The organism is Rhizobium croatiense (genome assembly GCF_019793465.1).
Taxonomy (GTDB): Bacteria; Pseudomonadota; Alphaproteobacteria; order Rhizobiales; family Rhizobiaceae; genus Rhizobium; species Rhizobium croatiense.
In genome coordinates this window covers 1-20,581 of the sequence record NZ_JAILYJ010000030.1, presented here as the reverse complement: position 1 = coordinate 20,581, position 20,581 = coordinate 1, and the positions used below count along the sequence as shown (strand labels likewise).

General features: G+C 60.9%; 19 protein-coding genes and 1 pseudogene. 16 read left to right on the top strand and 4 right to left on the bottom strand.

Annotation, left to right across the window (positions count from 1 at the left end; all coding sequences use genetic code 11):
• Positions 1-178: 178 nt before the first annotated feature.
• The gene (aptA, locus tag K6M89_RS29550) at positions 179-1,504 is read left to right on the top strand and encodes an omega-aminotransferase AptA (RefSeq protein ID WP_097578508.1); all 1,326 of its coding nucleotides are present in this window, start codon (positions 179-181) and stop codon (positions 1,502-1,504) included.
• A gap of 78 nt (positions 1,505-1,582) precedes the next feature.
• On the opposite strand, the gene K6M89_RS29545 is transcribed toward aptA, so the two are convergent.
• Positions 1,583-2,497: an HD-GYP domain-containing protein gene (locus K6M89_RS29545; RefSeq protein ID WP_222141804.1), complete on the bottom strand. Its 915-nt coding sequence runs from the start codon at positions 2,495-2,497 to the stop codon at positions 1,583-1,585.
• A gap of 311 nt (positions 2,498-2,808) precedes the next feature.
• Here K6M89_RS29545 and K6M89_RS29540 point away from each other — a divergent pair, with 311 nt between their 5' ends.
• From K6M89_RS29540 to K6M89_RS31375, 5 genes are all read left to right on the top strand, one after another.
• The gene (locus K6M89_RS29540; RefSeq protein ID WP_170964705.1) at positions 2,809-2,964 is read left to right on the top strand and encodes a hypothetical protein; all 156 of its coding nucleotides are present in this window, start codon (positions 2,809-2,811) and stop codon (positions 2,962-2,964) included.
• The gene (locus K6M89_RS29535; protein WP_222141803.1) at positions 2,961-4,064 is read left to right on the top strand and encodes a branched-chain amino acid ABC transporter substrate-binding protein; all 1,104 of its coding nucleotides are present in this window, start codon (positions 2,961-2,963) and stop codon (positions 4,062-4,064) included. The genes K6M89_RS29540 and K6M89_RS29535 overlap by 4 nt, the downstream gene beginning before the upstream one ends.
• A gap of 118 nt (positions 4,065-4,182) precedes the next feature.
• Entirely contained in the window at positions 4,183-5,880 is a 1,698-nt protein-coding gene (ade, locus tag K6M89_RS29530; RefSeq protein ID WP_222141802.1) for an adenine deaminase, read from the top strand.
• 58 nt (positions 5,881-5,938) lie between these two features.
• Entirely contained in the window at positions 5,939-6,139 is a 201-nt protein-coding gene (locus K6M89_RS29525; protein ID WP_097578500.1) for a hypothetical protein, read from the top strand.
• Positions 6,136-6,390: a ParE family toxin-like protein gene (locus tag K6M89_RS31375; protein ID WP_246642722.1), complete on the top strand. Its 255-nt coding sequence runs from the start codon at positions 6,136-6,138 to the stop codon at positions 6,388-6,390. Before K6M89_RS29525 ends, K6M89_RS31375 begins: the two co-directional genes overlap by 4 nt.
• On the opposite strand, the gene bglA is transcribed toward K6M89_RS31375, so the two are convergent.
• A complete protein-coding gene (bglA, locus tag K6M89_RS29520; RefSeq protein ID WP_222141801.1) occupies positions 6,382-8,040 on the bottom strand; it encodes a beta-galactosidase BglA in 1,659 nt (552 codons plus the stop codon). The genes K6M89_RS31375 and bglA overlap by 9 nt on opposite strands.
• A gap of 285 nt (positions 8,041-8,325) precedes the next feature.
• On the opposite strand from bglA, the gene K6M89_RS29515 reads away from it, so the two are divergent.
• The 7 genes from K6M89_RS29515 to K6M89_RS29485 all read left to right on the top strand — a co-directional run bounded on the left by K6M89_RS29515 (position 8,326) and on the right by K6M89_RS29485 (position 15,562).
• The gene (locus K6M89_RS29515) at positions 8,326-9,906 is read left to right on the top strand and encodes a peptide ABC transporter substrate-binding protein (protein ID WP_097578494.1); all 1,581 of its coding nucleotides are present in this window, start codon (positions 8,326-8,328) and stop codon (positions 9,904-9,906) included.
• Positions 9,907-9,954: 48 nt separating this feature from the next.
• Positions 9,955-10,878, top strand: coding sequence for an ABC transporter permease subunit (locus K6M89_RS29510; protein ID WP_038690477.1), 924 nt, complete (start codon positions 9,955-9,957; stop codon positions 10,876-10,878).
• On the top strand, positions 10,875-11,792 hold the full coding sequence (locus tag K6M89_RS29505; protein WP_222141800.1) for an ABC transporter permease: 918 nt from the start codon (positions 10,875-10,877) through the stop codon (positions 11,790-11,792). Before K6M89_RS29510 ends, K6M89_RS29505 begins: the two co-directional genes overlap by 4 nt.
• Before the next feature lie 2 nt (positions 11,793-11,794).
• Positions 11,795-12,802, top strand: a complete 1,008-nt coding sequence (locus K6M89_RS29500; RefSeq protein ID WP_097578491.1) for an ABC transporter ATP-binding protein — start codon at positions 11,795-11,797, stop codon at positions 12,800-12,802.
• Positions 12,795-13,781: an ABC transporter ATP-binding protein gene (locus K6M89_RS29495; RefSeq protein WP_222141799.1), complete on the top strand. Its 987-nt coding sequence runs from the start codon at positions 12,795-12,797 to the stop codon at positions 13,779-13,781. Before K6M89_RS29500 ends, K6M89_RS29495 begins: the two co-directional genes overlap by 8 nt.
• A 339-nt stretch (positions 13,782-14,120) precedes the next feature.
• Positions 14,121-14,462, top strand: coding sequence for a hypothetical protein (locus K6M89_RS29490; protein ID WP_222141798.1), 342 nt, complete (start codon positions 14,121-14,123; stop codon positions 14,460-14,462).
• 176 nt (positions 14,463-14,638) lie between these two features.
• The gene (locus tag K6M89_RS29485) at positions 14,639-15,562 is read left to right on the top strand and encodes a sugar kinase (RefSeq protein ID WP_222141797.1); all 924 of its coding nucleotides are present in this window, start codon (positions 14,639-14,641) and stop codon (positions 15,560-15,562) included.
• An 84-nt stretch (positions 15,563-15,646) separates the two neighbouring features.
• On the opposite strand, the gene gstI is transcribed toward K6M89_RS29485, so the two are convergent.
• Positions 15,647-15,838, bottom strand: a complete 192-nt coding sequence (gene gstI, locus K6M89_RS29480; protein ID WP_010057423.1) for a glutamine synthetase translation inhibitor GstI — start codon at positions 15,836-15,838, stop codon at positions 15,647-15,649.
• Positions 15,839-16,244: 406 nt separating this feature from the next.
• Here gstI and K6M89_RS29475 point away from each other — a divergent pair, with 406 nt between their 5' ends.
• Entirely contained in the window at positions 16,245-17,285 is a 1,041-nt protein-coding gene (locus tag K6M89_RS29475; RefSeq protein ID WP_064684407.1) for a glutamine synthetase beta-grasp domain-containing protein, read from the top strand.
• Positions 17,286-17,525: 240 nt separating this feature from the next.
• A complete protein-coding gene (locus K6M89_RS29470; RefSeq protein ID WP_222141796.1) occupies positions 17,526-18,707 on the top strand; it encodes a glycosyltransferase family 4 protein in 1,182 nt (393 codons plus the stop codon).
• A 94-nt stretch (positions 18,708-18,801) separates the two neighbouring features.
• Here K6M89_RS29470 and K6M89_RS29465 read toward each other — a convergent pair whose 3' ends face one another.
• A complete protein-coding gene (locus tag K6M89_RS29465; RefSeq protein WP_222141795.1) occupies positions 18,802-19,815 on the bottom strand; it encodes an alpha/beta hydrolase in 1,014 nt (337 codons plus the stop codon).
• A 163-nt stretch (positions 19,816-19,978) separates the two neighbouring features.
• On the opposite strand from K6M89_RS29465, the pseudogene K6M89_RS29460 reads away from it, so the two are divergent.
• Positions 19,979-20,414 (top strand): annotated as a pseudogene (locus K6M89_RS29460) (MarR family winged helix-turn-helix transcriptional regulator).
• Positions 20,415-20,581 lie beyond the last annotated feature (167 nt).

Here is a 20,581-nt window from a genome sequence, read left to right as displayed (position 1 = left end):
CGACACGACCGGCAAATCTGGCGATTTGCCGGTCGTGTCTTTTGGTGAGTTCTTCTGAGCGGAAGCATGTCGGGACTTTTCTCGTTGACGCGTTGAGAGGCCCTGATAATTTGACCGGGCAGTAAAAATTCGGGCGAGAAGCCCTCGGGAACGGGCCGTCGACGGCCAGGAGAACAGCATGTCCAACCGCCTCAATGCACCGAATGATCTTCGCGCCTTCTGGATGCCGTTTACGGCAAATCGCCAGTTCAAGAAGGAGCCGCGGTTGTTCGTCGGCGCCAAGGACATGTATTATACCACCCATGACGGTCGTCAGGTATTGGACGGCACGGCCGGCCTCTGGTGCGTCAACGCCGGCCACTGCCGTCCGAAGATCACCGAGGCGATCCGCGAGCAGGCGGGCGAACTCGATTACGCCCCGGCCTTCCAGCTCGGCCACCCCAAGGCCTTCGAACTGGCGAACCGTCTGGTCGACATCGCCCCGGAAGGCATGAACCACGTCCTTTATACCAATTCCGGCTCCGAATCCGTCGAGACCGCGCTCAAGGTGGCGCTGGCCTATCATCGCGTGAAGGGCAACGGTTCACGCTTCCGGCTGATCGGCCGCGAGCGCGGCTATCACGGCGTCAATTTCGGCGGCATTTCCGTCGGCGGCATCGTCGCCAACCGCAAGATGTTCGGCACGCTGCTCACCGGTGTCGATCACATGCCGCACACCCACCAGCCCGGCAAGAATAACTTCAGCCGCGGCGAGCCTGAGCATGGCGGCGACATCGCCAGCGAGCTCGAGCGCATCGTCACGCTGCATGATGCCTCCACCATAGCTGCTGTCATCGTCGAGCCGGTCGCCGGTTCGACCGGCGTCCTCATCCCGCCGAAGGGGTACCTGCAGAAGCTGCGTGAAATCTGCACCAGGCACGGCATCCTGCTGATCTTCGACGAAGTCATCACCGGTTTTGGCCGCCTCGGGGCCCCCTTCGCCGCGCAATATTACGACGTCAAGCCCGACATGATCACCACCGCCAAGGGACTGACCAACGGCGTCATCCCGATGGGGGCCGTGTTCGTCACCTCCGAGATTCATGACGCCTTCATGAACGGCCCCGAGCACATGATCGAGTTCTTCCACGGCTACACCTATTCCGGCAACCCGATCGCGTCTGCCGCAGCCCTCGCCACGCTCGACACCTACAAGGAAGAGGGCCTGCTCACCCGCGCTGCCGAACTTTCCGACTATTGGGCCGACGCGCTGCACTCGCTCAAGGACTGCCCCAACGTCATCGATATCAGAAACACCGGCCTGATCGGCGCAATTGAACTCGACCCGATCGCCGGCGAACCCACCAAGCGCGCCTTCACGGCTTTCCTGAAGGCCTATGAGAGCGGACTTCTGATCCGCACCACCGGCGACATCATCGCGCTCTCCCCGCCGCTGATCATCGAAAAGCACCATATCGACGAACTTTTCGGCAAGCTCAGGAGCATCCTTCAGAACAACATCTGAAGAGGTGACCGAAGATCCGCTCAGGACCCGCGATGGACAATGCTCTCGCGGGTCTTTTCGTCTGAAGATACAAGAAACTCAGCTCACAGAAGCGACGGAAAGGCAGAGGGCGAATTTTTTCAGGAGATGGCGATCGAAATGCCCTTCAGCGCCGAGCATCCATTTCAGTGCCTCGCTGGCGCTCCATGGCGCCTTATACGGCCGCACCGAAGTGATGGCGTCGTAGACATCGCAGATCGTCGCAATCCGCGAGTGAAGGCTGACCTCGCTACCGGACAAGCTGCGCGGATAGCCTTTGCCGTCGATGCGCTCGTGATGATTGAGGCAAACGTCGAGGACGATCTCCGACATGCCCTCCTGCCGCGACAGGATCGCATGCCCCTTCTCCGGATGGCCCCGGAGCAAGCTGATCTCATCCCTTTCCAGGGGCCCTGCCTTGTTGAGAACCTCAAGCGGAATTTCAAGCTTGCCGACGTCGTGCAGCAAACCCGCGGTGCCGAGCATCTGGATCGTATGCTCATCGAGTGCGAGATGGCGGCTGAAAAGGATCATCAGCGCGCTCACCGAAATGGAATGCAGGAAGGTCACCTCGTCTTTTGATTTCAGGCGTGTGACGCTGAGGAAAACCGAAGGGTTCTCATCCATCGACTTGGAGACGGAAGAAATGACCGGCGTCAGGTGATCGACGCTGATTCCGTCGCCATTGCGCAGCCGCCCGAAAGCCTCTTCCAGCAGCTGCACAGATTTCTGGATGGTCTCGCGCGCCGCCTGGAAGTCGATCTCGATGTCACGGCCCGGCAGCCCGTTGGTGTCGAGCCCCTTGCTGGTGTTGATGACGACGCTGACAGTGCCGCATTTACGAATTTTTGCGGCATCGACCTCGCGCCGCAGGGCAAATCTGCGCTTGGACAAAAGCGGATCCTGCCATAGGCCCTCGACCGCCTCCACAAACATTCCGATCCGCACCTGACCGGCATCGATACGCTTGAGCATTCAGATCTCTGTTTCCCGATATGTTTATGTAATTCTTTATGTCGTCTCTTTTTCAATGCTGCCGTATTTGGGTATGGTGGGATCCTACTGTCATTGGCCAAACTAACGGTTAATAGGAAAGCTAAAGACAACCCTGTGGAGGTGGTTTTGTCCGAGGGAGCACCCGTGGACTTTGGCGACCTCGCTTCTGAAAAATCCTCGAAAACATAGAAAATGATCCGCTCAAGCGCATTTTCGGTCGGATCGACCGTATTTCTCGTCTATTTTGTTATGAACTTGCGCAATCTCATCAAAATTCCTAGAAATCTCGCATGAGCTTCATCGAGTCAAACATGGCCGGCGGGCTCGCTGATCGCGCCGTTACCGATCGTCCTTGGCACGGCCCCGAAGGGCTGTTGAATGATCGGGAAGGCCGGCGCGGCACCTCATCGCGGGTCGAAGACCCCATCCAAGGAGACAGACAATGACCCTAAAGACCTTGACGGCGACCCTCGTCGCGTCACTCGCCTTTGCACCGCTTGCCTATGCCGATATCACCATCGGCCTGATCGCGCCGCTGACCGGTCCGGTCGCCGCCTATGGCGATCAGGTGAAGAACGGTGCTCAGACCGCTGTCGACGAGATCAACAAGAAGGGCGGAATTCTCGGCGAAAAGGTCGTCCTCGAACTGGCCGACGATGCCGGCGAACCGAAGCAGGGCGTTTCCGCCGCCAACAAGATCGTCGGCGACGGCATCCGCTTCGTCGTCGGCCCGGTGACGTCGGGTGTCGCGATCCCGGTTTCGGACGTGCTGGCTGAAAACGGCGTGCTGATGGTCACTCCGACGGCGACCGCCCCCGACCTGACCAAGCGGGGCCTCGCCAATGTGCTGCGCACTTGCGGTCGCGACGACCAGCAGGCGGAAGTCGCCGCCAAATACGTGCTGCAGAACTTCAAGGACAAGCGCATCGCCATCGTCAACGACAAGGGCGCCTATGGCAAAGGCCTCGCCGATGCCTTCAAGGCGACGCTGAACGCCGGCGGCGTTACCGAAGTCGTCAATGACGCGATCACGCCCGGCGACAAGGATTTCAGCGCGCTCACCACCCGCATCAAGTCCGAGAAGGTCGATATCGTCTATTTCGGCGGCTATCACCCGGAAGGCGGCTTGCTGGCCCGCCAGCTGCATGACCTCTCCGCCAATGCGACGATCATCGGCGGCGACGGCCTCTCCAACACCGAATTTTGGGCCATCGGCACGGATGCAGCGGGAGGCACGCTGTTCACCAACGCCTCCGACGCCACCAAAAACCCCGACTCCAAGTCTGCCGCCGACGCGCTCGCCGCCAAGAACATCCCGGCCGAGGCCTTCACGCTGAACGCCTATGCCGCCGTCGAAGTTCTGAAGGCCGGCATCGAGAAGGCCGGCAGCGCCGAGGATGCCGAAGCCGTCGCGGCCGCGCTGAAAGACGGCAAGGAGATCCCGACCGCCATCGGCAAGGTCACCTACGGCGAAGCCGGCGACCTGACCTCGCAGAGCTTCTCGCTCTACAAGTGGGAAGGCGGCAAGATCGTCGCGGCCGAATAAGCCACGACACGAAAGACTGCGATCGGGCGCGATTCGGCGCCCGGTTTCGTTTGTAGGCATCGCATGTCGCGGCAGATCGGTTATAAGTTTCGGAATCGGTTGCAATGTGAGCGGTGCCATGACCAGCAGACTCGAACGTCTTATCGACCAGGGTGTGGGCCGCGTGCCCGCCGACATCGTGCTGAAGGGCGGCAGCTTCTTCGATCTCGTCACCGGCGAAGTCGTCCGCTCCGACATCGCCATCGGCGGCGACCGCATTGTCGGCACATCAGGCACTTATGTGGGTGAAGCCGAGATCGACATATCCGGCCGAACGGTCGTTCCCGGCTTCATCGACACGCATCTGCACATCGAATCTTCGCTCGTGACGCCGCATGAATTCGACCGCTGCGTCCTGCCCTACGGCGTCACCACGGCGATCTGCGATCCGCACGAGATTGCCAATGTGCTTGGAACCGCCGGCATCGAATTCTTTCTCGACTCCGCGCTGGAGACGATCATGGACATCCGCGTCCAGCTCGCTTCCTGCGTGCCGGCGACCCATCTCGAAACCGCAGGCGCCGACCTGCCCATCGAACGCCTCCTGCCCTTCCGCGACCATCCGAAGGTCATCGGCCTCGCCGAGTTCATGAATTTCCCCGGCGTGATCCACAAGGATCCCGTGTGCATGGCCAAGCTCGGCGCCTTTCAGGGCGGCCATATCGACGGCCACGCACCGCTTTTATCAGGCAACGACCTCAACGGCTATCTCGCAGCCGGCATTCGCACCGAGCACGAATGCACGACCGCCACTGAAGCGCTGGAAAAGATCCGCAAGGGCATGCATATCCTCGTGCGCGAGGGCTCCGTGTCGAAGGATCTCGCCGCGCTGATCCCCATCATCACCGAGCGGCTTTCACCATATCTCGCGCTCTGCACCGACGACCGCAATCCGCTCGACATCGCCGAACAGGGCCATCTCGATCACATGATCCGCACCGCGATCGCCAGCGGCGTCGAGCCCTTGGCGATCTACCGCGCCGCCTCAATCTCGGCCGCCCGCGCCTTCGGCCTCAGCGATCGCGGTCTCGTCGCGCCGGGCTGGCGTGCTGATCTCGTGGTTCTCGACAGCCTGGAAGGTTGCCGCGCCGAAATAGTCTTCTCCGCCGGCCGCCGCATCACCGATGCGCTCTTTTCCACACGCAAGCCGGTCGCTCCGATCGGTCTCGACAGCGTCAAGGCCCGACCGATCAACGCCGCACATTTCGGCGTGCCGGCCAGGGAGGGCGAGACATCGGTTATCGGCGTCATGCCGGGCAAGATCATCACCGAGCATCGCCGCTACCGGCTGCCGGTCAGAGGCAACGAGACGGCCGTCGATCTTGCCAACGACATCATCAAGGTCGCCGTCATCGAACGCCACGGCAAGAACGGCAACCACGCCAATGGCTTCGTCCAGGGCTTCGGCCTGAAAAAGGGCGCAATCGCCTCCACCGTCGGCCATGACAGCCACAATATCTGCGTCGTCGGCGTCAGCGAGGACGACATGGCGCGCGCCGCAAACCGCCTCGGCGAGATCCAGGGCGGCTTTGTCGTCGTGGAGGATGGCAAGGTCACCGGCGAAATCGCCCTGCCCATCGCCGGCTTGATGAGCCTTGAGCCCTACGAAAAGGTCCGCGATACGCTGCACCATCTGCGCAAGGCCGCCTTCGCACTCGGCGCAACCCTGGAAGAACCCTTCCTCCAGCTCGCCTTTCTGCCGCTGCCGGTCATCCCGCACCTGAAAATATCCGACCGCGGCATGGTCGACGTGGACAAGTTCGCGCTGATCGGGTGAGAGTATTGTTGGCAAATTCCGCGGCAGCGCCTATTTTGCGATATCGCTGGAGCAAATCATGACCAAGCTGGAACAGATTGAAAAATCCGTGACCGAACTCGACAAGCATGAGTTCGAAGCCTTTTCCGCTTGGTTTGAAGCCCTTCAGGCCGAACGCTGGGATCGGCAGATGGAAACAGACGCCGCAAGCGGCAAGCTCGATCATTTCGCGGAGGAGGCCTTGGCCGATTTTCGTGCCGGAAAGACAAGGCCGCTTTGAAACACCATGCAACTCCCTCCTTCTGGGAGGCCTATGACGGCTTGCCTGTTCAGATACGGAAGCTGGCCGACGAAAATTTCGATCTGCTCAAACAAGATCCCAGACATCCATCCCTACATTTCAAGCGCGTCGGGCGCTTCTGGTCGGCACGCGTTGGCACATCCTGGAGAGCTTTAGCCGTCAGGGATGGCGACGACGTCATCTGGTTTTGGATCGGCTCGCACGCCGATTACGACAAGCTTCTAAAGTAATCCCTCAACCCGCGCGCAAAACCCATCCAGCGCCGCAAGTTTCACCGTTCCCGCATCGTTCACAGCCTCGTAGCCCGGCATGGCCAACGGCTCCCCGAGCACGATACCGTCAGGCAGGCGGAAATCCGCCGGCTTGCGCGTCAGGTTGAAAACGAACAGCAGTTTTTCCCCGCCCTTTTCGCGGGTGAAGGCGAGCAGGTCCTGGTTGGTGCCGACAAAGGTCATTTCACCGTCGATCAGCGCCGGGTGGCTCTTCCGGAAGGCGAGCGTCCTGCGGTACTGGTGCAGCACCGAGTAGTCGCTGTCCTCTTGCGTATCCACGGAAAGCGCAGCCTGCTCATAAGGCACCGGCAGCCAGCTCTTTTCCGCCGATGTGAAGCCGGCATGCGCCTTGCCAGCCTCCCAGGGCATCGGCGTGCGGCATCCGTCGCGGCCCTTGAACGCCGGCCAGAAGCGGATGCCGTAGGGGTCGCGCAGATCCTCGAAAGCAAGCTCCGCCTCCGGCAGGCCGAGCTCCTCACCCTGGTAGAGGCAGATCGACCCGCGCAGCGCCGCAAGCACCGAGATCGCCAGCTTGGCGATAACAGGGCGCTCATCCGCCGTCAGCGCAAAACGGCTGACATGACGCATGACATCGTGGTTGGAAAAAGCCCAGCAGACCCAGCCGTCGGTCACCACCTTCTGGAAGTCCTCGACGCAACCGCGAATATGCTCGGCGGTGAACTCCGGTCCGAGCAGATCGAATGTGTAGCACATGTGCAGCTTGTCGCCGCCGCTCGTATAGGCGCCAACCGTCTTTAGCGAACGCGCCCCATCGCCGACCTCGCCGACAGTTGTGCGATCCTCGTACTGATCGAGCAGCGCCCGGAAGCGCTTGAGGAAATTGACATTTTCCGGCTGCGTCTTGTCGTAGAGGTGGCTCTGCATGCCGTACGGATTGCTGTCGGGCGCATCGAGGCCTGCGTCATCCTCATCGGGCTCATGCGGCGGATTGCTTCTCAGCTGCTTGTCGCAGAAATAATAGTTCACCGTATCCAGCCGGAAGCCGTCGACGCCGCGGTCGAGCCAGTACTTCACCGTCTCCAGCACCGCATCCTGCACTTCTTCGCAATGGAAATTGAGGTCCGGCTGCGAGGTCAGGAAGTTATGCTGGTAATATTGCCGGCGCACGCCGTCCCACTCCCAGCCCGGCCCGCCGAAGATCGACAGCCAGTTGTTCGGCGCCGTACCGTCCGGCTTCGGATCGGCCCAGACATACCAGTCCGCCTTCGGATTGCTCCGGCTCGCCCGGCTCTCGACAAACCAGGGATGCCGGTCCGATGTGTGCGAGATCACCTGGTCGATGACCACCTTGATGCCGAGCCTGTGCGCCTCGGCCATCATCTCGTCGAAATCGGCGAGCGTGCCGAAGATCGGGTCGACATCGCAATAGTCGGAGACGTCATAGCCCATGTCGGCCATCGGCGACTTGAAGAAGGGCGAGAGCCAGATCGCATCGACACCGAGGCTGGCAATATGCGGCAGCCGGCGGGTGATCCCCTTGAGGTCGCCGAGGCCATCGCTGTTGGTGTCTTGAAACGAGCGCGGGTAGACCTGATAGATTACCGCGCCGCGCCACCAATCCGCATTCCCGCCTGCCTGCAATGCCATCGGCTACATCTCCTGCTTCGTTTGTGCTCGCAACACTAAAGCGGACGAAACAAAAGACAACATGTGAGGCCGTTGTGAAGGTGCAGGGACACCCCGCGCGACGTCGTCGTGATCCGACAAGGAGGTGACGTATATAGGCTTGTCCACAACCCGTTTCCCGCCTCCGCATTTGGGGTTGCAACGCGATTCCTTTGCGATAAGGTGCGCACTGACCTGCACGTAAGAGGTCAAATACCGGGAACAGATGTCTAATAAAGGCGCAAAGCCTAGAAAGGTGGACCCACGATGAACCAGTTCACGAAAAAATTTCTCGCCTCCGCAATGCTTGGCACATTGCTGGCGTTTTCGGCGCATGCGGCCACGCTCAATATTCACAATGGTGGCGATCCGCAGTCGCTCGACCCGCAGAAGCTTTCCGGCGACTGGGAGAACCGTATTGCCGGCGACATTTTCGAAGGCCTTGTCACCGAAGACGCCAAGGACAATCCGATTCCCGGCCAGGCCGAAAGCTGGACCATTTCGCCGGACGGCAAAGTCTACACCTTCAAGCTTCGCGACGGGATCAAGTGGTCCGATGGCCAGCCGGTAACGGCAGGAGACTTCGTCTTCGCCTTCCAGCGCCTCGTCGACCCGAAGAACGCCGCCGATTATGCCTATCTGCAGTTCACCATCAAGAACGCCGAAAAGATCAACAAGGGCGAGATCACCGACCTCAACCAGCTCGGCGTCAAGGCGATCGACGACAAGACGCTCGAAATCACACTGGAAAACCCGACCCCATATTTCATCAATGCGCTGATGCATTACACGGCTTACCCGTTGCCCAAACACGTCGTCGAGGCCAAGGGTCAGGATTGGGTCAAGATCGGCAACATCGTCACCAACGGCCCCTATAAGCCGACCGAATGGGTTCCGGGCTCGCATGTCACCACCGTTAAGAACGACCAGTGGTACGGCACCAAGGACCTGAAGATCGACGGCGCCAAGTTCTTTGTGCTCGAGGATCAGGAAGCCGCACTGAAACGTTACCGCGCCGGCGAATTCGATATCCTCACCGATTTCCCGACCGACCAGTACGAGTGGATGAAGAAGAACCTGCCGGGCCAGGCGCATGTCGCCCCCTTCTCCGGCCTCTATTATTATGTCGTCAACTCGCAGAAGCCGCCCTTCAGCGACAAGCGCGTCCGCCAGGCGCTGTCGATGGCGATCAACCGTGAAGTGATCGGGCCGCAGATCCTCGGCACCGGCGAACTGCCGGCCTATTCCTGGGTTCCGCCGGGCACCGCCAATTACGGCGAGCCGGCCTATGTCAGCTGGAAGGACCTGCCTTATAAGGACAAGGTCGCCGAAGCCAAGAAGCTGCTCACTGAGGCCGGCTTCGGTCCGGACAAGCCGCTCCATGCCGTCCTCAGCTACAACACCAACGACAACCACAAGCGCATCGCGGTGGCGATCGCCTCCATGTGGAAGCCGCTCGGCATCAATGTCGAGCTCGTCAATGCCGAAACCAAGGTGCATTACGACCAGATGCAGCGTGGCCAGGTCGAAATCGGCCGTGCCGGCTGGCTCGCCGATTACAACGATCCGGACAACTTCCTGAACCTCTTGGTAACGGGCGTGCAGATGAATTACGGCCGCTGGTCCAATCCCGATTACGACAAGATGATCAAAGAGGGCAACGCCGAGACCGATCTGAAGAAGCGCGCCGAAATCTTCAAGAAGGCCGAGCAGCTGGCGCTTGATGAATCCGCCGCCCTGCCGATCTATTATTATGTCTCGAAGAATGTCGTTTCGCCGAAGATCGAAGGCTTCGTCGACAACATCCAGGACATCCACCGCACGCGCTGGCTGTCGATGAAAGAGTAAGGGAAAACGGTCCTTCCCGCCTCTTTCGGGAAGGACCGGCCCACGACCATGATCAAGTACGCCCTCCGTCGCCTGCTATCGACGATCCCGGTTCTGTGGATCGCCGTCACAGCCTGTTTTTTCGTCTTGCGCCTTGCTCCCGGCGGCCCCTTCGATGGTGAAAGGCCATTGCCGCCGGTGATCCTGAAAAACCTTGCCGTTCACTACAACCTCGATAAGCCGCTGATCCAGCAGTACCTGATCTATGTCGGCGACCTGCTGCGGGGCGATCTCGGCCCCTCCTTCGCCAGCGAGGATTTCACCGTCGCCCAGCAGATCATGATCGGTCTGCCCTATACCTTCACCATCGGCACGGCTGCCTTTCTGATCGCCATCATCGTCGGCGTGGCCGTCGGCTGTCTTGGCGCGCTCTACCAGAACAAGGCGCCGGATTACATTCTCGGCGCGCTGATCCTGGTTGGCGTCGTATTGCCCAACTTCCTGATCGCGCCGATCCTGCAATTGATCTTCGGCATTCACCTCGCCTGGTTTCCGGTCGGCGGATGGGGTGACGGCTCGATCAAATATCTGATCCTGCCGATCGTCGTTCTGGCTTTGCCGCATGCAGGCCGCATCTCGCGCATCACCCGCGGCTCGATGATCGAGGTGATGAACCAGAACTTCATCCGCACCGCCAAGGCCAAGGGCATCGGCCCGCGCCTGACGGTGATGCGGCATGCGCTGAAACCCGCCATGATGCCCGTCGTTTCCTATCTGGGTCCGGCGGCAAGCTACCTTCTCACCGGCTCGCTGGTCGTCGAAAGCATCTTCGGATTGCCCGGCATCGGCCGCTATTTCGTCAACGCAGCCCTCAACCGCGACTACGGCATGGTTCTCGGCACGGTCATCTTCTACATGGTGCTGATCGTGTTCCTCAATCTTCTCGTCGATATCGCCTATGCCTGGCTCGATCCGAAAGTGAGAAACCGATGATCCTCAACCCCGCGAAACGCGAGCTGCTCGCTCAGGAGCTTCTCGAAGCGGAAGGCCTGGCGCCCGAAGGCCGCTCGCTCACCAGGGACGCGCTGCGCCGGCTCGGACGCAACAAGGCGGCCGTCCTGTCGATCGCCGTCCTGGCGCTGCTGATCGTGGGCGCCTTCCTCGGTCCCTGGTTCATTCCGTTCAATTACGAGGATCCGGACTGGGCGGCCTTCCGCATTCCGCCGTCGATCGAGACCGGCCACTTTTTCGGCACCGACCCGAACGGCCGCGACCTTCTTGCCCGCGTCCTCTACGGCACCCGAGTCTCGCTTGCGGTCGCACTGACGGCAACCGTCGTCTCGGTCGTCATCGGCGTGCTTTACGGCGCGATCTCGGGCTATATCGGCGGCCGGCTGGATGCCATCATGATGCGCTTCGTCGATATCATGTATGCGCTTCCCTACATCCTCTTCGTCATCCTGCTGATGGTGATCTTCGGCCGCAACGTCTATCTGCTCTTTGCCGCAATCGGTGCGCTGGAATGGCTGACAATGGCCCGCATCGTGCGCGGCCAGACGCTGTCGATCAAGCATCGCGAGTTCATCGAGGCGGCGCGCGCCTCCGGGCAGCGGCCGTTCAAGATCATCGTCAAGCACATCATTCCGAACCTCGTCGGCCCGGTGGTCATTTTCGCGGCGCTGACCGTGCCTGAAATCATCGCCACCGAAAGCTTCCTGTCCTATCTCGGCTTCGGCGTGCAGGAACCACTGACCTCGCTCGGGACGCTGATCGCCGAGGGAACCGACGCCATGGAAAGCATGCCCTGGCTGCTGATCTTCCCGGCCGGCTTCCTCGTGGCCCTGCTACTCAGCCTGCTCTTCATCGGCGACGGCCTGCGCGACGCGTTCGACCCGAAGGATCGCTAAGAATGCCCCAAGAAACACAAAAAGACATCCTGCTTGAACTCAACGACTACTCGATCACCTTCGCCACGCCTGACGGCGAGGTGAAGGCGGTCTCGAATATGAACCTCACCGTCCGGCGCGGCGAGCGCGTCGCCATCGTCGGCGAGTCCGGCTCCGGCAAAAGCCAGACCTTCCTCGGCATCATGGGCCTGCTGGCCAAGAACGGCGCCACGACGGGCCAGGCGCTACTCGAAGGCAAGGACGTGCTGTCGCTAAAACCGCGCGAGCTCGATCAGATTCGCGGCAAGGACATGGCCATGGTCTTCCAGGATCCGATGACCGCCTTGAACCCGTCGCTCAGGATTTCCCGGCAGCTGACCGAACAGCTCGAGGTTCATCGCGGCCTGACGGCCCGCGCGGCATCGGACGCTGCCCTCGATATGCTGAAACGCGTCGGCATTCCGGATCCGACCCGGCGGTTCCACCTCTACCCGCACGAGCTCTCCGGCGGCATGCGCCAGCGCATCGTCATTGCCATGGCGCTGCTGACCAAGCCGAAGCTTCTGATCGCCGACGAACCGACGACGGCGCTCGACGTCACGATTCAGGCGCAGATCCTCGACCTCTTCAACGACCTGACGGCGGAGATGAACACGGCGCTGGTGATGATCACCCACGATCTCGGGGTGGTCGCAGGCCTCGCCGACCGCGTCGCCGTCATGTATGCCGGCCGCATCGTCGAGGAGGCCCCCGTCGACGAACTCTTCGACAATCCGGCCCATCCCTATACGGCGGCGTTGCATGCCTCCATCCCGCGGCCTGACCAGGATGTCGACGCCCTCGTCGTCATTCCCGGCCGCCCGCCGAACCTGCAGCACCTGCCGAAGGGCTGCAATTTCTCGCCGCGCTGTTCGCAGGTCCAGAACGATTGCATCGACCATCCGCCGCCGCTCGAGACGCTGGCGCCGCGCCACTGCGCCGCCTGTTACCACCCGTTCCCGCGTCGTGAGGAGTTGCTGAACCATGGCTGAGCGATCGCTGCTGAGGGTCGAAAACCTGACGACCCAATTCGAACTACCGGCAAAAGGCCTCTTCAAGCCGCCGGTCTTCCTCACCGCCGTCAACAATGTCAGCTTTGATCTCGCCGAAGGCCGCACGCTCGGCATCGTCGGCGAATCCGGCTGCGGCAAGTCGACGCTCGGCCGCTCCATCCTGCGGTTGTTGAAATCGCAGAAGGGCCGCATTCTCTGGCAGGGCCGCAATCTGCTCGACCTCAGTGAAGAGGAGATGCGCGCCGCGCGCCGCGACATGCAGATTATCTTCCAGGATCCGATCGCCTCGCTCGACCCGCGCATGACCGTCGGCGACATCATCGCCGAACCGCTGACCGTCTTCGAGCCGAAGCTTTCGAAGGCCGAGCGCACCGACCGGGTCCGCCAGATCATGGCTGCCGTTGGTCTTGTCCCGGAGATGATCAATCGCTATCCGCATGAATTTTCCGGCGGCCAGGCGCAGCGCATCGGTATTGCGCGCGCCGTCATCACCAAACCGAAGCTCATCGTCTGCGACGAGCCGGTTTCGGCCCTCGACGTCTCGATCCAGGGCCAGGTGATCACGCTTCTGCGCAAGCTGCGCAAGGAGTTCGGCCTGACGCTGATCTTCATCAGCCACGACCTGTCCGTCGTGCGGCTGATCTCCGACGATGTGCTGGTGCTCTATCTCGGCAGGGTGGTGGAATCGGGCGACTGCGCCACCGTCTTCGACCATCCGGCCCATCCTTATACGCAGGCGCTCTTTTCGGCCGCACCGATCCCGGATCCGAAGCTCGCGCGCCTGCGTACCCGCATCCGCCTGCAGGGCGATCCGCCCTCGCCGCTCAACCCGCCGAAAGGCTGCGTCTTCTCGCCGCGCTGCTGGAAGGCGACCGACATCTGCCGCACCGAAATGCCGCCGACCGAGGAGGTTCGCCCCGGCCAGAAGGCGGCCTGCTACCACATGGACAGGCCGTGAATGGAACGATGGCTGCATGAAGCGGCCTTCGGTTTGATGACAGATCTCGCCCCTAATATGTCATCCTCGGCCTTGTGCCGAGGATCTGCTGCCCTATCGACGGAGGCAGACGCTCGGCACAAGGCCGAGCATGACGAAGGAGGGCTGGCGAGCTTTCAAGCCGCCTAAAAGCCGCATTCGGCACCTCCACTGATTTCAGAAGTATTACGTTCTCCATATTTGGGGGGAAGTGTTCCGAAAAGGGACTTACATTGGAATCTATAGTCTCCGATAACAAAGATTTAGTTGCGGATATGCTATCCCTTTCTCCGCCTAATCATGGGCGAGGGGAACGCATATATGAAATCAAAAGTCTCTGGATTGATCGCGCTTGCCGCCGCGATCATCGCCGCCTCAGCCGTGCCGTCGCGTGCCGAAGATCTGAAGTTCCAGCTCACCGACGGGACCAATTCCGTCCTGACGCGCTTCTACAGTTCGCCGACCGGCATCAATAGCTGGGAAGAAGACGTCTTCGGCGAGAAGGTCCTCAATCCGGGCGAGACCGTGAACATCACCATCGCCGACGGCCGCACCGTCTGCAAATACGACATGCGCTTCGAATTCGACGAAAACTCGGACCTCGACACGACCGAAGACACCCAGGACCTTTGCGAGCTCGGCAGCTACACCATCCACGAATAATCAACCTGCGCCGGTACCCGCCTTCGCCTCGCCCGAAGGCGGGCTTTTCATTTCCTGTGATACCGGCGCTCACGATATCAATACTTGTCACTCTGCACGGCTCCGCGTATCAGCGGATGAAGCGTCAATTCAAAGCGATAGAGCGGCCTGTTGGACGCTCATGCCGGGAGGACAAGGTGAGCGGAAGACGGTTTCTATCGATCGGTGAATGCATGGTGGAGCTCTCGCAGGCCGGTGACGGCCTGCTGCGCAAAGGCTTTGCCGGCGATACCTTCAATACCGCCTGGTATGCCCGCGCCTGCCTTGGCCCCGACTGGTCGGTCGATTATTTCACCGCCCTCGGCGACGACGCCATGTCGGACGAGATGGTCGCCTTCATCGACAAGGCAGGCATCGGCACGAGCTTGATCCGGCGCGTCAGAGGCAGGACGCCCGGCCTCTATATGATCAGTCTGAAGAACGGCGAGCGCTCCTTCAGCTACTGGCGCGACAGCTCTGCCGCCCGCAGCCTTGCCGCCGATCCCGACCGCCTGCGCGAAGCGGTGGAAAGCGCCGACCTCGTCTATTTCTCCGGCATCACCCTAGCCATTCTGCCGCAAGAGGATGCCACGACACTGCTCGCCGAAATCCGCCGCGCCAAGGCGGCCGGCAAACTCGTGGTCTTCGACCCGAACATCCGTCCCCGCCTCTGGTCGAGTTACGACGTGATGCACACAACGATCAGCGAAGGCGCACGCTCTTCCGTGCTCGTCATGCCGAGTTTCGACGACGAAGCCGCGCATTTCGGCGACGATTCCATCGAGGCGACGATTCATCGCTATCGCGCCCTGGGCGCTGCCAATGTCGTCGTCAAGAACGGCGCGGACGGCGTTCGCTTGAATTTCGCCGGCGACGAGACCTTCGTTCCGGCCGAGACGGTGGAGACAGTGGTTGATACCACCAGCGCCGGCGACAGTTTCAACGGCGCCTTCCTCGCGCGCTATCTCGAAACCCAGGACGCGCCGGCCGCCGCCCGCTTCGCCGCGAGCGTCGCAGCCCGCGTCGTCAGTGAGCATGGCGCCTTGGTCGCCAAGGAAAAGCTCGGATTGAGCGGGCGTTAAGCCCGCGCATGACGACCAACATACGAACGCCATGCGCGGGCGCTCCCCGCCGTATCGGCGTTACCTGCCGCAGGTATCAAGCAATCAGGACTTCGTCGGCCGATCGGACTCGCGAACCGCCTCGTCATGATACCAGCAGCTGTCGAGGGCCGCGTCGCAGACATCGGCTGCCTCGCGCTCCATCAGCCGGGCGCGTTCGAACCGACTGGGGGTCCGCGCCGGCTTGACGGGAAACTGGTAGATCGTTGCGGATTCACGATGGAAACCGGTGGGCATAAGATCGCCTCCATTCCGTTCGGCGCATCAACATTCAACGTCGCGACCTTAGCACAATGCACATAGTTTATGCAAATTGCACAAAATATATGCACGCATATATTGTGATTGATCGATATGCTGTCTCCGCGGCGAGCGTCCGCCTATTTGTTCAACACTTCATCACCTCGGGCTAACGCCGAAATTTTCATCCGGTTCCAAAGCCGAAAATCCGTTTTCACGCCGAAAGCGGGCATTTCGGTCACAGAGAATGCGTGTCGGGCGGCTGATGTGCATATTTTCTTGTCGAGGCGGCCGAACTGGCACGCTACGTGCTTTTAAAAATGCATCCCCTGGCGGTTGGATGCGCTTACGCGCGGAGATCGTCTCCGGATTTGCTCACCTTCGTAGCATTGAGAGAGTCACGATGACAAAATATAAGCTCGAGTATATTTGGCTCGATGGATACACTCCGGTACCGAACCTGCGTGGCAAGACGCAGATCAAGGAATTCGACGTATTCCCGACGCTGGAACAGCTTCCGCTCTGGGGCTTCGACGGTTCGTCGACCATGCAGGCCGAAGGCCGCAGCTCCGATTGCGTGCTGAAGCCCGTCGCCATTTATCCCGATCCGGCCCGCACCAACGGCGCGCTCGTCATGTGCGAAGTCATGATGCCGGATGGCGTCACGCCGCACCCGAGCAACGCCCGCGCAACCATCCTTGACGATGAAGATGCCTGGTTCGGCTTCGAGCAGGAATATTTCTTCTACCAGAACGGCCGTCCGCTCGGCTTCCCCGAGCAGGGCTATCCGGCTCCGCAGGGCCCCTACTACACCGGCGTCGGCTATTCGAACGTCGGCGATGTCGCCCGCGAAATCGTCGAAGAACATCTCGACCTTTGCCTAGCTGCCGGCATCAACCACGAAGGCATCAATGCCGAAGTGGCCAAGGGCCAGTGGGAATTCCAGATTTTCGGCAAGGGCTCCAAGAAGGCCGCCGACCAGATCTGGATGGCACGCTACCTGCTGCAGCGCCTGACCGAAAAATACGGCATCGACATCGAGTATCACTGCAAGCCGCTCGGCGACACCGACTGGAACGGTTCGGGCATGCATTGCAACTTCTCGACCAAGTATATGCGAGAAGTCGGCGGCAAGGCCTATTTCGAAGCGCTGATGGCGCAGTTCGAAAAGAACCTGATGGATCACATCAACGTCTACGGCCCGGACAATGACAAGCGCCTGACCGGCAAGCACGAAACCGCGCCGTGGAACAAGTTCTCCTACGGCGTCGCTGACCGTGGCGCTTCGATCCGCGTGCCGCACTCCTTCGTCAAGAACGACTACAAGGGCTATCTGGAAGATCGCCGCCCGAACTCGCAGGGCTGCCCCTACCAGATCGCGTCGCAGGTTCTGAAGACGATCTCGGAAGTTCCGACCGCAGGTTCGGCCTCCGCTGCCGCTTAACCTCCCAAACGGCGCCGGTCCATGACCGGCGCCGTCATTCCTTCCGCATGAAATTCGCGATCGGCCGCTGACATATTCGCGGGGATCGGGCCGCCAAAAACCCTGCAAATGCTGGCATGCGGCTGTAATATTTCCATCATGGTCATGCCTCAAAATAGGCAGGCGGGAATCGCCGTTCCGGAACCCCGCTATGGGGCTGGGCGTTGGGCATATCACTGCAACGCGGATGGAAATCACGACATGCTGCAACGTCCGGCAAACACTTATAGCGGCGAGAGCTGGGCCAATGCCGCAGCCGCCGGAAATCTGCCGGAACGGCTGGTGATCGTCACCGACGCCTGGCACCCGCAGGTCAACGGCGTCGTGCGCTCGATCGAGAACACCAATCGCGAATTGGCGAAGATGGGCGTTGAGGTTTCGATGGTGACGCCGGAGCGCTTCAACAGCATCCCCTGCCCGACCTACCCGGAGATCCGCCTATCGATCGCCAGTTACCGCCGCGTCGCGCGCGAGATCGAAAAGCATAATCCCACCTATGTGCACATCGCCACCGAAGGTCCGCTGGGGTTGACCGCCCGCCGCTGGTGCCTGCGCAAGGGCATGCCCTTCTCCACCAGCTATCACACCCGCTTTCCCGAATATGTTTCGGCCCGCCTGCCGATCCCGCAGAGCTGGCTCTATGCTTTCATACGCTGGTTCCACAATGGCGGCGCCGGCTGCATGGTTGCGACACCGAGCCTTGCCCGCGAGCTGTCAGCCCGCGGCATCAAGAATTTGATGCCCTGGACGCGCGGTATCGACGCCACGCAATTTCATCCCATGCCGCTCGAAGAGGAGCCTTTCGGCCTGCCGCGTCCGATCTTCATGACGGTTGGCCGCGTCGCGCTGGAAAAGAACCTGCCGGCCTTTCTCGATCTCGACCTGCCCGGCTCAAAGGTGGTCGTTGGCGATGGCCCGGCGCGCGCCGAACTGGAGCAGCGCTATCCGGATGTGCACTTTACCGGCGTGAAATTCGGCGAGGATCTGGCGAAGGCCTATGCTCAGGCCGACGTCTTCGTCTTCCCGTCGCTCACCGACACCTTTGGCAACACCATCCTCGAAGCGCTGGCATCGGGCGTGCCGGTTGCGGCCTACCCGGTCACCGGGCCGCTCGATATTATCGGCGAGGATAGCGAGGTCGGGGCGCTGGATGTGGATCTGCGCACCGCCTGCCTTGCCGCCCTTTCCGCTTCGCGCGAGAAGGCGCGCGCGCTTGCCATGCAATATTCCTGGGAAGCCGCGACGACGCAGTTCATCAACAATATCCGCGCCGCCAATGGCGTGATCACGCCGAAATGGAAGAAGGCCTGGCAGTTCGCCAAATCGCTTCCGAGAAGCAGAAAGCCCGGCGAAACCGCCGGGCCTTTACCGTCCGCAGACTAAAGCCATTCCAGCAAAAGTGTGAAGCGGTTTTGCCGGGAAAAGCGCGAAGCGACTTTCCTAGGGAATTGCGTGAAAACAACAGTTCCGATCGAGCTTACTTGTGCAACGCGCTGCGCAGCGTGTCGTTCGCGACCTTGATCGCGCTGCGGACCGCCGGCGTTTCGGCAATCGCATTCAGCAGCACGAAGTCGTGGATCGTACCGTTGTAGCGGATCGAGGTGACCTTGACGCCGGCCTGGCTGAGCTTGCGGCCATAGGCTTCGCCTTCGTCGCGCAGCACGTCGTTTTCATCGGTGATGATAAGGGCCGGCGGCAGGCCGTTGAGCTGTTCGAGCGATGCCTGCAGCGGCGAAGCCGTCGGCTCCTTGCGCTTGGCCTCATCAGGCAGGTAAGCGTTCCAGAACCACTTCATCGCTTCCTTGGTCAGCCAGGGGCCATTAGCGAACTCATTATAGGAACCATTGTCGAAGTTGGCGTCGGTGACGGGGTAGAACAGCACCTGCTGGTCGATGGCGGGGCCGCCGCGCTCCTTGGCAAGCAGCGTCACCACCGCCGCCATGTTGCCGCCGACGCTGTCGCCTGCGACCGCGAGCCTGCCGGCGTCGACGTTGAATTCCTTGGCATGCTCGGCGACATATTTGGTCGCGGCATAGGCCTGCTCGATGGCCACGGGGTATCGGGCCTCCGGCGAGCGTTCGTAGTCGACGAAGACGACGGCGGCATTGGCGCCATTGGCGATTTCGCGCACCAGCCGGTCATGCGTATCCGCATCGCCGAGCACCCAGCCGCCGCCGTGGAAGTAGAGAACGACCGGCAGCGTGCCCTTGGCATGTTCCGGGCGGACAATGCGCAGCTTGATGCTGCCGGTCGGGCCTGTTTTGATGACCTTATCTTCTTCCTTTGCTGCGAGCTTTTTGACGTCGCCCTTCTGCGCGCCGGACAGAACGTTACGGGCATCGGCCGGCGACAGCGTGTAGATCGGTTTGCCGCCGGCAAGACCGTCGATGAACGTCTGCGTTGTCGGCTCGAGGACCGGATCGGCAAGCGCGCCGACGGCGGAGCCCGCCAGGAGTACTGCTGCGGAAACTGCGGTCTTGATGGTCGACATTGTCATTGTCCTCTCGGTTTTGTTGTTCGTCTCGAACACGTATTTTATATCGCACACGATTATTTATCGGACAATTTAAATTTGCGCATATCAGCCATGCAGAAAAGTCGCTTACGATTATTTATCGCGCGATGTAAATTCGCTCGGTTTTGGAGGTGCCCCCATGCAGGATCAGCTGAAGCTCGACGATTTCATCTGCTTTGCCATCTACACGGCAAGCCACGCGCTGAACCGCGCCTACAAGCCGCTACTCGACACGCTCGGCCTCACCTACCCGCAATATCTTGCCTTGGTCGCGCTATGGGAACAGGACGGCCAGATCGTCGGCGGCCTCGGCGAACGGCTCTTCCTGGAATCGAGCACATTGACACCGCTGCTGAAACGCCTGGAAAGCGCCGGCTATATCAGCCGCGAGCGCCAGCGCGGACGAACGCGTCGTCGTCATCCGGCTCAGCGAGGCGGGTATTCGCCTGAAGGAAAAGGCGATCGGTATCCCCAGCTGCATCGCGGAAGCGAGCGGCCGTGACGCTGGGGATCTCACCCGGCTCCGCGCCGAGATCGTGGCGCTACGTGAGGCGCTGAATGGAAGCCTGAATTAGACGCTAGATAGCTGGAGCAGCTATTGCGGCGCTTGGGGTACCCCTTGTAACTTGACGCCGTCCGCCGGCAGCCTAGCTAGCGCTTGCGGTGACGGAGCTGAGCCCGCAACCCCCTCGGGTTTGAAAGCCCGTGGCAGAGCAAGGGATGGCTCCGTCGTTCCATCGAA

Bases quoted from the DNA above. Each gene is read 5' to 3' on its own strand.
- aptA (WP_097578508.1), top strand. From the start codon at position 179: ATGTCCAACCGCCTCAATGCACCGAATGATCTTCGCGCCTTCTGGATG.
- K6M89_RS29545 (WP_222141804.1), bottom strand. From the start codon at position 2,497: ATGCTCAAGCGTATCGATGCCGGTCAGGTGCGGATCGGAATGTTTGTG.
- K6M89_RS29540 (WP_170964705.1), top strand. From the start codon at position 2,809: ATGAGCTTCATCGAGTCAAACATGGCCGGCGGGCTCGCTGATCGCGCC.
- K6M89_RS29535 (WP_222141803.1), top strand. From the start codon at position 2,961: ATGACCCTAAAGACCTTGACGGCGACCCTCGTCGCGTCACTCGCCTTT.
- ade (WP_222141802.1), top strand. From the start codon at position 4,183: ATGACCAGCAGACTCGAACGTCTTATCGACCAGGGTGTGGGCCGCGTG.
- K6M89_RS29525 (WP_097578500.1), top strand. From the start codon at position 5,939: ATGACCAAGCTGGAACAGATTGAAAAATCCGTGACCGAACTCGACAAG.
- bglA (WP_222141801.1), bottom strand. From the start codon at position 8,040: ATGGCATTGCAGGCAGGCGGGAATGCGGATTGGTGGCGCGGCGCGGTA.
- K6M89_RS29515 (WP_097578494.1), top strand. From the start codon at position 8,326: ATGAACCAGTTCACGAAAAAATTTCTCGCCTCCGCAATGCTTGGCACA.
- K6M89_RS29510 (WP_038690477.1), top strand. From the start codon at position 9,955: ATGATCAAGTACGCCCTCCGTCGCCTGCTATCGACGATCCCGGTTCTG.
- K6M89_RS29505 (WP_222141800.1), top strand. From the start codon at position 10,875: ATGATCCTCAACCCCGCGAAACGCGAGCTGCTCGCTCAGGAGCTTCTC.
- K6M89_RS29500 (WP_097578491.1), top strand. From the start codon at position 11,795: ATGCCCCAAGAAACACAAAAAGACATCCTGCTTGAACTCAACGACTAC.
- K6M89_RS29495 (WP_222141799.1), top strand. From the start codon at position 12,795: ATGGCTGAGCGATCGCTGCTGAGGGTCGAAAACCTGACGACCCAATTC.
- K6M89_RS29490 (WP_222141798.1), top strand. From the start codon at position 14,121: ATGAAATCAAAAGTCTCTGGATTGATCGCGCTTGCCGCCGCGATCATC.
- gstI (WP_010057423.1), bottom strand. From the start codon at position 15,838: ATGCCCACCGGTTTCCATCGTGAATCCGCAACGATCTACCAGTTTCCC.
- K6M89_RS29475 (WP_064684407.1), top strand. From the start codon at position 16,245: ATGACAAAATATAAGCTCGAGTATATTTGGCTCGATGGATACACTCCG.
- K6M89_RS29470 (WP_222141796.1), top strand. From the start codon at position 17,526: ATGCTGCAACGTCCGGCAAACACTTATAGCGGCGAGAGCTGGGCCAAT.
- K6M89_RS29465 (WP_222141795.1), bottom strand. From the start codon at position 19,815: ATGTCGACCATCAAGACCGCAGTTTCCGCAGCAGTACTCCTGGCGGGC.